Here is an 11,993-nt window from a genome sequence, read left to right as displayed (position 1 = left end):
GAGTAACCGGGTGCTACCCCTCGGACCGCCCGGTTCCGGCGTGTCGTGACGCTGTGCGAGCGGCGCTCAGGCCGGGGCTCCCGACGGCGCCGGGGTCTCCCCGCCCTCCAGGTCGCCCTCCGTGTCGAGGTAGGCCTGGCGCAGCGCCCCCAGCAGCGCCGGGTCGGGCTCCGCCCACATCCCGCGGTCCACGGCCTCCAGCAGCCGCTCGGCGATGCCGTGCAGGGCCCACGGGTTGGACCGCTCGAAGAACTCGCGCTGCTCGGCGTCGAGCACATAGGTCTGCGTGAGCTTCTCGTACATCCAGTCGTCGACGACGCCGGTCGTGGCGTCGTAGCCGAAGAGGTAGTCCACCGTCGCGGCCAGCTCGAACGCCCCCTTGTAGCCGTGCCGCCGCATCGCCGCGAGCCACTTGGGGTTCACCACCCGGGCGCGGAAGACGCGGGCGGTCTCCTCGCCCAGCGAGCGCGTCCGGACCGCCTCCGGCCGGGTCGAGTCGCCGATGTAGGCACGGGGCGCCCGGCCGGTCAGCGCGCGGACCGTGGCCACCATCCCGCCGTGGTACTGGAAGTAGTCGTCGGAGTCGGCGATGTCGTGCTCGCGGGTGTCGACGTTCTTGGCCGCCACCGCGATCCGCCGGTACGCCGCCTCCATGTCCGGCCGGGCCTGGACGCCGTCCAGCCCGCGGCCGTAGGCGTAGCCGCCCCACACCGCGTAGACCTCGGCCAGGTCGGCGTCGCCGCGCCAGTTCCGGCTGTCGATGAGCGGCAGCAGCCCGGCCCCGTACGCGCCGGGCTTGGAGCCGAAGACCCGGGTGGTGGCCCGGCGGCGGTCGCCGTGCGCGGCCACGTCGGCGTCCACGTGGGCGCGCACGAAGTTCTCGTCGTCGGACTCCGAGGACAGCTCCGCCACCAGGGTCACCGCGTCGTCGAGCATGGTCACCACGTGCGGGAAGGCGTCCCGGAAGAAGCCGCTGATCCGCACCGTGACGTCGATCCGCGGCCGGCCCAGCTCGGACAGCGGGATCGGCTCGAGACCGGTCACCCGGCGGGAGGCGTCGTCCCACACCGGCCGGACCCCGAGCAGCGCGAGCACCTCGGCCACGTCGTCGCCGGAGGTGCGCATGGCCGACGTCCCCCACACCGACAGCCCCACCGACCGCGGGTGCTCCCCCGTGTCGGCCAGGTAGCGCGCGACCAGCGACTCGGCCATCGCCTGGCCGGTCTCCCAGGCCAGCCGCGACGGCACCGCGCGGGGGTCGACGGAGTAGAAGTTGCGGCCGGTCGGCAGCACGTTGACCAGCCCGCGCAGCGGCGAGCCCGACGGGCCGGCGGGCACGTACCCGCCGTCGAGGGCGTGCAGCGTGGCGTCCAGCTCGTCGGTGGTGCGGGCCAGCCGCGGCACCACCTCGGCGACGGCGAACCCCAGCACCGCGGCGACGGCCTCGTCGTCGCGCCCCAGCACCGACCGCACCACGCCGGGGACCGCGGACGCCGTCCACCCCGCCGACTCCATGCCGGCCACCAGCGCGTGCGCCTGCTCCTCCACCGCGTCGGTCGCGCGCAGGCCGGCGCTGCCGTCCTCGGCCAGGCCGAGCGCCTCGCGCAGCCCGGGCAGCGCCACCGCACCGCCCCAGATCTGCCGGGCGCGCAGCATCGCGAGCACCAGGCCGACCCGGTCGTCGCCCTCCGGCGGGGAGCCGAGCACGTGCAGGCCGTCGCGGATCTGGGAGTCCTTGATCTCGCAGAGCCACCCGTCGACGTGCAGGATCATCTCGTCGAAGTGGTCGTCCTCCGGCCGCTCGTTCAGCCCCAGGTCCGAGTCGAGCTTCGCGGCCTGCAGCAGCGTCCAGATCTGCGCGCGGACGGCGGGCAGCTTCGCCGGGTCCATCGCGGCAACGTTGGCGTGCTCGTCGAGCAACTGCTCCAGCCGCGCGATGTCGCCGTAGGTCTCGGCGCGGGCCATCGGCGGCACCATGTGGTCGATCAGGGTGGCGTGCGCCCGCCGCTTGGCCTGCGAGCCCTCCCCCGGGTCGTTGACCAGGAACGGGTAGACCAGGGGCAGGTCGCCGATCGCGGCGTCCGGCGCGCACGAGGCCGACAGGCCCACGGTCTTGCCGGGCAGCCACTCCATGTTGCCGTGCTTGCCGACGTGCACCAGAGCGTGCGCGCCGAACTCCGACCGCAGCCACCAGTAGGCGGCCAGGTAGTGGTGGCTGGGCGGCAGGTCGGGGTCGTGGTAGATCGCGATGGGGTTCTCGCCGAAGCCGCGCGGCGGCTGCACCATGACGACGACGTTGCCGGCGCGCAGGGCGGCGAACACGATGTCGCCCCGGTCCACGAACAGCGAGCCCGGCGGCCGGCCCCAGTGCTCGACCATCGCCGCCCGCAGGTCCTCGGGCAGCGTCTGGAAGAAGGCCCGGTACCGCGCCGCGGGGATGCGCACCGGCTGACCCGACAGCTGCTCCTCGGTCAGCCAGTCCGCGTCCTGCCCGCCGGCCGCGATCAGCGCGTGCACCAGCGCGTCGCCGTCCAGGTCGGCGACGCCGGGCAGCGCGCCCGGCCCGTCGAACGGGCCGATGTCGTAGCCCGCGCCGGCCAGCGCGGCGAGCAGCCGCACCACCGACGCCGGGGTGTCCAGCCCGACGGCGTTGCCGATCCGCGAGTGCTTGGTCGGATAGGCCGACAGCATCACCACGATCCGCCGGTCGGCCGGGGCGGTGTGCCTCAGGCGGGCGTGCGCCACCGCGGTGCCCGCCACCCGGGCCGCGCGCTCGGGATCGGCGACGTAGGAGGTCAGCCCGTCGTCGTCGGTCTCCTTGAACGAGAACGGCACGCTGATCAGCCGGCCGTCGAACTCCGGGATCGCCACCTGGTTGCCGACGTCGAGCGGGGAGAGCCCGTCGTCGTCGGCCAGCCACTCCGCGCGCGAGCGGGTCAGGCACAGTCCCTGGATCACCGGCACGTCCAGCGCGGCGAGGGCGCCGACGTCCCAGGCGCCGTCGTCCCCACCGGCCTGCGCCGTCGCCGGGCGGGCGCCACCGGCGGCGAGCACGGTGACCACCAGGGCGTCGGCGCCGCGCAGCGTCTCCAGCAGCCCGGCGTCGACCGACCGCAGGCTGGAGGTGAACACCGGCAGCGCGGACCCGCCGGCCGCCTCGATCGCGGCGCAGAGGTCCTCGACGAAAGCCGTGTTGCCGGCCAGGTGGTGGGCCCGGTAGTAGAGGACGGCGATCCGGGGGGCGGGGGCGGGTGGCGCCTCGGTGGTCGCCGGCCGCTCCAGCACGCCCCAGTCCGGGGCCACCGACGGCGGCTCGAACCCCTCGCCCGTCAGCAGCACGGTGTCGGAGAGGAACCGGTGCAGCTGGACGAGGTTGTCCGGCCCGCCCTGGGCGAGGTAGCCGTGCGCCTCGGTCGCGACCCCCATGGGCACGGTCGAGAGCTCCATCAGCTCGGCGTCGGGCACCTGCTCGCCGCCCAGGACGACGACCGGCGCGGGCCCGGCGAGCAGCGGGGCGAGCACGTCCTCGTACTGCCGGCGCACCCCGAGGATGCGGACGACGACGAGGTCGGCGCCGGCGACCAGCTCCGCCATGCCGTCGTCGCCGAGCCGGACCGGGTTGCCCGGGCGCCAGGCGGCGCCGCTGGCCCGGGCCGAGAGGAGGTCGGTGTCACTGGTGGAGAGCAGGACGAACACGCAGCGGTCCCTCACTCGGGGTCCGCGCCCCGGGTCGTCGCGACGGCAGCCGTGGTGTCTGGCTCCCCCCGGAGGGGGTCACAGTGGCGGGACCGCGCCGGACTCGCACCGGCTTCCCACGTGCACTGCCGTGATGTGCGGGGGACGCTACCGCCCCGCCCCGCGCAGGCCCGTCGGCCGCTCTGCGCCCAGCCCTCCTCCCCCGTGCCGGACCACCGGCTCCTCCCGCAGCCCCCCTGCCCATCCGGCCCGGGCATGTGTACTGTCCCGCCCCAGTTAGGTGAGGCTAACCTAGATTGGGAGTCGATTGGTGACGGAGCACACGCCGAGTTCGCACTTGTTCTCCGGAGGGACGGTCGACCACTACGCCGCGGTGATCACCGCGGCGCTCGGTGCGCTCACCGACCGCGTCCGGGTCGTCCGGCGGCCCCGGTCGGGCGCCGCGCAGGAGGACCTGGAGGACCTCGTCGCCGGCGTGGACCTGGACGCCCCGCTCGGGAACACCTTCTCCGCGCTCAAGGAGACCTCCCGGCTCTACCTGGAGCACGCGGTGTGGTTCCACGAGCCCGGCTACGTCGCCCACCTGAACTGCCCGGTGGCGATCCCGGCCCTCGCGGCCGACCTGCTCGCGTCGGCGGTCAACACCTCGGTCGACACCTACGACCAGTCGACGACCGCCACGCTCATGGAGCGCCGGCTCGTCGCCTGGACCGCCGCCCGCGCCGGCCTCGGCCCCGCCGCGGACGGGATCTTCACCAGCGGCGGCACCCAGTCCAACCTGCACGCGCTGCTCCTGGCCCGGGACGAGACGCTCGCCCGGCTGCCCGGCGGCACCCTCCCCGCGGGTGCCCGGCTGCGCATCCTCGCCACCGGCCAGTCGCACTTCAGCGTCGCCAAGTCCGCCCGGCTGCTCGGGCTCGGCGCCGACGCGGTCGTGCCGGTCCCGACCGACGAGCGGCACCGGATGGACCCGGTGGCGCTCGCGGAGGCCGCCGCGCGCGTCCGCGCCACCGGCGACGTCGTCATGGCGGTGGTCGCCACCGCCGGCACCACCGACCTCGGCCGGATCGACCCGCTGCCGGCGATCGCCGACGTCGCCCGCGACCTCGGCGCCTGGCTGCACGTCGACGCCGCGTACGGGGGCGCGCTGCTGGTGTCCCGCCGGCGGCGGCACCTGCTCGACGGGATCGAGCGCGCCGACTCGGTGACCGTGGACTTCCACAAGGGGTTCTTCCAGCCGGTCGCCTCCTCGGCGGTGCTGGTGCGCGACGGCGCCACGATGCGGCACGTCACCCACCACGCGGCCTACCTCAACCCGCGCGGCGAGCGGGCGCCCAACCAGGTCGACCGCAGCCTGCAGACCACCCGCCGCTTCGACGCGCTCAAGCTGTGGGTGACGCTCCGCGCGATGGGCGCCGACGCGATCGGCGACGCCTTCGACGCGTGCCTGGACCTGGCCACGCAGGTCGCCGAGGACCTCGGCGCCGCACCGGACGTCGAGGTGCACAGCGCGCCGACGCTGAGCACGGTGCTGTTCCGCTGGACCCCCGCGGCCCTGGACCCCGCGGTCGCCGACGGCCTGGTCGCCGGGATCCGCGAGCGGCTGTTCGACGAGGGCGAGGCGCTGGTGGCCCGGACCGTCGTCGACGGGCGGCCGTGGCTGAAGTTCACGCTGCTGGACCCGGGGACCACCCGCGACGACGTCCGCGCCGTGCTCGACCTCGTCCGCGCGGCGGGCGCGGAACTGCTCGAGGGCACGCCGGCCCTCGTGCGCGAGGAGGTGCTGGCGTGAGCGCCGCGCCCGGCGCGCCGGTGCACGACTTCGTCGCCGTCGGCATCGGGCCGTTCAACCTCGGCCTCGCCGCGCTGACCGCCCCCCTGCCCGACCTGTCGGGCGTCTTCCTCGACGAGCACGAGGAGTTCGCCTGGCACCCCGGGATGATGATCCCGGGCACGACCGTGCAGGTCCCGTTCCTGGCCGACCTGGTCACCATGGCCGACCCCACGTCGCCGTACTCGTTCCTGGCCTACCTCAAGGCCACCGGGCGGCTCTACCCGTTCTACATCCGCGAGGACTTCCACCCGCTGCGCGCGGAGTACGACGCGTACTGCCGCTGGGTCGCCGGGCGCCTGCCGGGGCTGCGATGGGGCCGGCGCGTGGAGCGCGTCGAGCACGACGCGGCGCGGGGCGTCTACGCGGTGCACGCCCGCGACGTGCGGTCCGGCGCGGCGGAGGTGCACCTGGGCCGGCGGCTGGTCCTCGGCGTGGGGACGGCGCCGGACGTGCCGGGACCGCTGCGCGACCTGCCCGGCCCGGCCTGGCACACGTCGTCCTACCTGCAGCACAAGGAGGAGCTGCAGACGCTCGGGCACGTGACGGTCGTGGGCAGCGGGCAGAGCGCGGCCGAGGTCTACCTCGACCTGCTCACCGACGCCGAGCGGCTGGGCTACCGGGTCGACTGGATCACCCGCTCGCCCCGGTTCTTCCCGATGGAGTACACGAAGCTGACCCTGGAGATGACCTCTCCGGAGTACGCCCGCTACCACCACGGCCTGCCGATGGCCCGGCGCGACGCCCTGGCCCGCGAGCAGCGCTCCCTCTACAAGGGCATCAGCGGCGACCTCGTCGACGCCGTCTACGACACGCTGTACCGCTCCGGCCGCCGCGGCGAGGTCCCGACGTCGCTGCTGACCGGCGTCGAGGTGCGCGGCGCCCGGTGGGACGCCGAGCAGCGGCGGTACGAGCTGCACCTGCACCACGCCGAGCAGGGCCGCACCGCCACGCGGACGACGCGGGGGCTGGTGCTCGCGACCGGCTACCGCGCCTCCGTGCCGGCCTTCCTCGACCCGGTCCGCGACCGCATCCGGTGGGACGCCCGCGGCCGCTACGACGTGGCCCTCGACTACGCCGTCGACGTCACCGGCCGCGAGGTCTTCGTGCAGAACGCCGAGGAGCACACCCACAGCCTCACCGCGCCGGACCTCGGCATGGGGGCCCACCGCAACTCGGTGATCGTCAACGCGATGTGCGGCCGCGAGGTCTACGCCGTCGAGACGCACATCGCCTACCAGGACTTCGGCCTAGGGGACGACGCCGACTCCGCGGCACCGGACGGGGCGGCGCTCACCGCGGCGGGGGCCGCCCGATGAGCGCCCTCGCCACCCCGTGGGCCGCCGGCACCCCGGTCGGGGTGCTCACGCTCGAGCCGCTGGACGTCGACCGCGACCTCGACCCGCTGCACGCCTGGGTCACGCACCCGCGGTCGGTCTACTGGCTGATGCAGGGCGCGAGCCGCGCCGACGTCCGGTCCGCGTACGCCGCGATCGCGGCGGATCCGCACCACGACGCCTGGCTGGGGCGCGTCGACGGCGTCCCCGCGTTCCTCGCCGAGACCTACGACCCGCGGCACCGCGAGCTGGTCGGCGTGTGGGCCGCCGGACCCGGTGACGTCGGGATGCACGTGCTCGTCGCGCCCCCGGCCGACGGGAGCGCCCCGGTCCCCGGGTTCACCTCCGCGGTGATGGCCGCGGTGGTGCGGTTCGCGCTGGACCGCCCGGGCGCGCGCCGCGTGGTCGTGGAACCCGACGCCCGCAACGCCGCGATCCGGGCCAAGAACCGGGCGGCCGGCTTCGTCGAGCACGAGCCGATCGACCTCGGGCACAAGACGGCGATGCTGAGCACCTGCACCGCCGCGGCGTTCGCGGCGAGCGAGCTCGGCGGGGTGCTGTCGTGACCGCCGGCGTGGCCGAGCGGGACGACCTGACCGCCGACCTCGGCGCCGCGCACCTGGAGCCTGCGGCGATGGCCCAAGCGCACCGGCACGTCGTCACCAAGGCGATCTCCGAGTTCGGCCACGAGCGGCTGGTCTCCCCCGAGCCGACCGACGGGCCCGCGGACGCGCTCGGCCGCACCCGGTGGTCGCTGACCACCGCGCCCGGGGTCCGGTACCGGTTCGCCGCTCGGGTGCTGCCCCTGGAGCACTGGGACGTCGTCCCCGCCTCGGTGAGCCGCAGCATCGACGGCGCCGACGCCCCGCTGGACGCCCTCGCGCTCGTCGACGAGCTGCAGGCCGACCTCGGGATCCCCGACCCGCTGCTGGGCACCTACCTGGAGGAGGTCAGCGCGACCCTCGCGGGCGCCGCCTGGAAGCTGCACCACCGCCGGGCCGACGCCCGGGAGCTGGCGCGCGCCGACCTGCAGACCGTCGAGCGGTCCATGACCGAGGGCCATCCCGCCTTCGTCGCCAACAACGGGCGGATCGGCTTCGGGCTGGCCGACTCCGCCGCGTACGCCCCCGAGGCCGGCAGCCCGGTGCGGCTGGTCTGGGTCGCGGCGCGGCGGGAGTCCACGCACCTGGCCTGCGGCGCCGGCGTCGACGAGGAGCGGCTCTACGCGGGTCAGCTCGGCGCGGAGCAGCTCGCCCGGTTCGCCGGCCGGCTGCGGGCGCTGGGCCTCGATCCGGCCGACTACCTGTACGTGCCGGTGCACCCGTGGCAGTGGGACCACCGGCTGGCCGTCACCTTCGCCGCCGATCTCGGCCGGCGCGACCTCGTGCCCGTGGGCCTCGGCGAGGACCGCTACCAGGCCCAGCAGTCGATCCGGACGTTCTTCGACCTCGACCGCCCCGACCGGCACTACGTGAAGGTGGCGCTGGCGATCCAGAACATGGGCTTCCTGCGCGGGCTCTCGCCGGCCTACATGCGCCCGACCCCCGCCATCAACGACTGGGTCGCCGGCGTCGTCGACGGCGACCCGGAGCTCGCCGGGTTCGGCATCCTGCGCGAGCTGGCCTCGATCGGCTACACCGGCGACGCCTACCACCGGATGGCCGCGCGCGGGGTGCGGGGCCCCCACCAGAAGATGGTCGCCGCGCTCTGGCGGGAGAGCCCGGTGCCGCGGCTGGCGCCCGGCGAGCGGGCCATGACGATGGCGGCGCTCCTGCACCGCGACGCCGAGGGCCGCTCGCTGGCCGGCGGGCTGATCGCCGACTCGGGGCTGGACCCGGCCGAGTGGCTGCGGCGCTACCTCGACGCCTACCTCCGCCCGGTCCTGCACTGCCTGCTCGCCCACGACCTCGCGTTCATGCCGCACGGGGAGAACGTGATCCTCGTGCTGCGCGGCTCGACGCCCTCCGGCGCCTTCATGAAGGACATCGGCGAGGAGGTCGCGGTGTTCGGCGACCGGCCGCTGCCCGCCGACGTCGAGCGGGTGCGCGTGGACCTGCCCGACGACGTCCGGCTGCTGTCGGTGTTCACCGACGTCTTCGACGGGTTCCTGCGCTACCTGGCCGGGATCCTGGACGCCGACGGGCTGCTGCCGGCGGGCGAGTTCTGGCGCGGCGTCGCCGGGTGCCTGCTGGACCACCGGGCGGCGCATCCGGACCTGCACCGGCGCTTCGACCTGTTCGCGCCGGAGTTCGCGCACTCCTGCCTGAACCGGCTGCAGCTGCGCAACACCCTGCAGATGGTCGACCTGGCCGACCAGGCGTCGTCCCTGCAGTACGCGGGGACCCTGGCCAACCCCGTCGCCCCGTACGGCCCGCCCCGGTGACGCGGCACGACGTCGTCCGCGACGCGTGGGGCGTGCCGACCGTCCGGGCCGGGTCGCTCGACGACCTGGCCTGGGCGCAGGGCCGGACCACCGCCGTCGACCGGGCGTGGCAGCTGGAGGTCGAGCGCTGGCGCAGCGAGGCGACCCTGGCCGCGCACGTCGGCGCGAGCGAGCTCGCCTGGGACACCTTCGCCGCCCGCGCCCGCCTCGACGACACCGCCCGCCGCTGCTTCGACACCCTCGACCCGGCGACCCGTCGCTGGGTCACCGCCTACGTCGAGGGCGTGCGCGAGGGACTCGCCGAGGGCGCGGCCCGCTCCCCCGAGCTGCAGGCGCTCGGATGGGCGGGCGGTGGGCGCGGCGGCTGGCGGCCGTGGACGCCCCTCGGGATCTTCTCGGTGCACCACGTCCTGTTCGGATCGATCGGGACGACGGTGTGGCGCGGCCACCTGCTGCGCTCCTTCGGACCAGGGCTCGGGCGCGATCTCGCCCGGGCCCTCGGGCTGGGCCCGCCCGACGGCAGCAACGCCGTCGCGGTGACCGGGGCCCGGACGGCGTCGGGGCTGCCGCTCGTGGCCGGCGATCCGCACCGGGTCCTCGAGCGCCCGGGCGTCTACCAGCAGGTGCACCTGGTGGCGGACGGGCCGGACGGCGTCGACGTCGTCGGGCTGGCCTTCCCCGGCGTCCCGGGCGTCGCGCACTTCGGTCACACCGGGACCGTCGCGTGGGCCGTGACCAACGCGATGGCCGACTACCAGGACCTCTACCGGGAGCGGCTGCGCCGGGACGGGGACCGGCTGCTGGCACTGGGGCCCGACGGCGAGGAGCCGGTGGACGTCGCGACGGTCCGCCTGGACGTCCGCGACGGCGAGCCGGTGACCGTGGAGACGGTCGAGACCGCCCGGGGCCCGGTGATCGTCCCGGACTGGGCCTCCCCCGACGGGGGCGGACCAGAGGCGCTGAGCCTGCGGGCACCCGGCCGGGTCGACGCCGCGCTCGGGTTCGAGGCCCTGCCGCTGCTGCTGCGGGCCCGCACCTCGGCCGACGTCGAGGCCGCGCTGGCCTCGTGGGTGGAGCCGGTCAACAGCGTGCTGGTCGCCGACACCACCGGCGACGTCCGCCAGCTCCTCGCCGGCCGGGTGCCCGACCGGGCGACCGCGAACCGCTGGCACCCGGTGCCGGCGTGGGAGCGGGAGTACGCCTGGCGCGGCGCCCACCCGGTCCCGCCGGGGCTGCGGATCACCGATGCGGAGCCCTGGGACGGCGTCGCGGTGACGGCCAACGACGAGCGTCCCGACACCGCCGCGCACGGCACGGTGTTCGCCCCGCCGCACCGCGCGGCCCGCATCCGGGCGCTGGTCGGCGACCGCACCGGCCTGACCTCCACCGACCTCGCCGCCGTCCTCCTGGACACCGCCACGCCGGCGACCGGGCTGCTGGACCTCCTCCGCGCGACCGCCGTCCCCGAGGCCGGCACCCCCGGCGCCGGGCTGCGCGAGCAGGTGCTGGCCTGGGACGGCCGGATGGACGCCGCCGGCCCGGGCGCCGGGGCGTTCGCCGCGTGGCGGACGGCGCTCGTGCGCCGCGTCGTCGGCCTGCCACTGCTCGAGCCGCTGCACGCCCCCGCGGGTGCCCCCGAGATCCTGGCGCCGTGGCTGTCGCCGGTCGAGCGGGTCGGCTCGGCGCTGGAGCCGCTGCTGGCGGTGCTCCCCCGGCACGGCGTCGACGTCGGCGCCCTCGTCGCGGCGGCCCTGGCCGACGCCGCCGCCGTCCCCGCGCCGGAGTGGGGGGCCACGCACCGGCTGCGGACCATCCACTCCCTCGACGGCACCCCGTGGGAGGGCGCCGTCGTCCGCCCCGCCGACGGCACCCCGCTGGACGGCGACACCGACTGCGTCCGGGCCACGGTGAGCCTGCCCGGGCTCACCGACCTGTGCCTGCGCGGCCCGGTCGCCCGCTACGTCTGGGACCTCGCCGACCGCGACGCCAGCCGCTGGGTGGTCCCGCTGGGCGCCGACGGCGTCCCCGGACCGCACGCGGAGGACCAGACCCCCCTGTGGACCCGCGGGGACCTCGTCCCCGTCCCGAGCACCGCACCGACCCCGAGGAGACGACCGTGACCGACGCCCGCATCGCCGAGGGCCGCCACCCGTTCGGCGACGGCCGCACCCTGGAGGTGCGCCGGCTCGACCCCGACCGCGACGCGCCGCTCGTGCACTCCTGGGTGCGCGACGAGCGCGCCCGCTTCTGGGGGATGACCGACTCCACCGAGGAGCAGGTGCGCGAGATCTACGGGTTCGTCGACTCCCTCGACACCCACCACGCCTACCTGGTGTCGGTCGAGGGCGCCGCGGTCGCGCTGCTGCAGACCTACGAGCCCGCCGCCGACCCGGTCGCCGAGGTCTACCCGGTGCGCGACGGCGACCTCGGCATCCACCTGCTGCTGGCGCCCAGCGACGCCCCGGAGCCGGGCTTCACGGAACGCTTCGTCGCAGCGGCCGGCGCCGTGGTGCTGCAGAACGCGGACGTGCGGCGCGTCGTCGTCGAGCCCGACGCGGCCAACGACCGCGCCCTGGATCGGGCGCGCCGCACCGGCTTCGACGTCGGCCCGCAGGTCGACCTCGAGCACAAGCGCGCGCAGCTGGCCTTCCTCGACCGGGCCACCCTCGAGGCGATGGCGGCCGGGATCGGAGCGGTCGGCGCCGGGCGGTCCTAGCTCTCCGTACACCGAGCCCGGTCGGTCACC

Annotated in this window: 7 protein-coding genes and 1 riboswitch; of the genes, 6 read left to right on the top strand and 1 reads right to left on the bottom strand. The window is 75.8% G+C overall.

The annotated features are described in order from the left end of the window. Nucleotides 1-66 precede the first annotated feature (66 nt). On the bottom strand, nucleotides 67-3,711 hold the full coding sequence (cobN, locus tag BMY88_RS22055) for a cobaltochelatase subunit CobN (RefSeq protein ID WP_244524855.1): 3,645 nt from the start codon (nucleotides 3,709-3,711) through the stop codon (nucleotides 67-69). A gap of 37 nt (nucleotides 3,712-3,748) precedes the next feature. Continuing rightward, nucleotides 3,749-3,815: riboswitch (cobalamin riboswitch) on the bottom strand. A gap of 191 nt (nucleotides 3,816-4,006) precedes the next feature. Between cobN and BMY88_RS23595 the strand changes: the two genes are divergently transcribed. The 6 genes from BMY88_RS23595 to BMY88_RS22035 are packed head-to-tail and all read left to right on the top strand — an operon-like array spanning nucleotide 4,007 to nucleotide 11,963. Next, on the top strand, nucleotides 4,007-5,488 hold the full coding sequence (locus tag BMY88_RS23595) for a pyridoxal phosphate-dependent decarboxylase family protein (RefSeq protein WP_280138757.1): 1,482 nt from the start codon (nucleotides 4,007-4,009) through the stop codon (nucleotides 5,486-5,488). Continuing rightward, nucleotides 5,485-6,846: a lysine N(6)-hydroxylase/L-ornithine N(5)-oxygenase family protein gene (locus BMY88_RS23590; RefSeq protein WP_139220557.1), complete on the top strand. Its 1,362-nt coding sequence runs from the start codon at nucleotides 5,485-5,487 to the stop codon at nucleotides 6,844-6,846. Before BMY88_RS23595 ends, BMY88_RS23590 begins: the two co-directional genes overlap by 4 nt. Beyond that, complete coding sequence (locus BMY88_RS23585; protein ID WP_139220556.1) at nucleotides 6,843-7,430, top strand: GNAT family N-acetyltransferase; 588 nt, start codon at nucleotides 6,843-6,845, stop codon at nucleotides 7,428-7,430. Before BMY88_RS23590 ends, BMY88_RS23585 begins: the two co-directional genes overlap by 4 nt. Then, a complete protein-coding gene (locus BMY88_RS22045; protein WP_244524854.1) occupies nucleotides 7,427-9,247 on the top strand; it encodes an IucA/IucC family protein in 1,821 nt (606 codons plus the stop codon). Before BMY88_RS23585 ends, BMY88_RS22045 begins: the two co-directional genes overlap by 4 nt. Next, complete coding sequence (locus BMY88_RS22040; RefSeq protein WP_091949127.1) at nucleotides 9,244-11,367, top strand: penicillin acylase family protein; 2,124 nt, start codon at nucleotides 9,244-9,246, stop codon at nucleotides 11,365-11,367. Before BMY88_RS22045 ends, BMY88_RS22040 begins: the two co-directional genes overlap by 4 nt. After that, complete coding sequence (locus tag BMY88_RS22035; protein WP_211435779.1) at nucleotides 11,364-11,963, top strand: GNAT family N-acetyltransferase; 600 nt, start codon at nucleotides 11,364-11,366, stop codon at nucleotides 11,961-11,963. Before BMY88_RS22040 ends, BMY88_RS22035 begins: the two co-directional genes overlap by 4 nt. Nucleotides 11,964-11,993 lie beyond the last annotated feature (30 nt).

Origin of the sequence: Trujillonella endophytica (assembly GCF_900110555.1) — a bacterium.
Classification (GTDB): domain Bacteria; phylum Actinomycetota; class Actinomycetes; order Mycobacteriales; family Geodermatophilaceae; genus Trujillonella; species Trujillonella endophytica.
The sequence above is the reverse complement of the archived record's forward strand: the minus strand, read 5'-3'. Positions and strand labels throughout refer to the sequence as shown.

Bases quoted from the DNA above. Each gene is read 5' to 3' on its own strand.
- BMY88_RS23585 (WP_139220556.1), top strand. From the start codon at position 6,843: ATGAGCGCCCTCGCCACCCCGTGGGCCGCCGGCACCCCGGTCGGGGTG.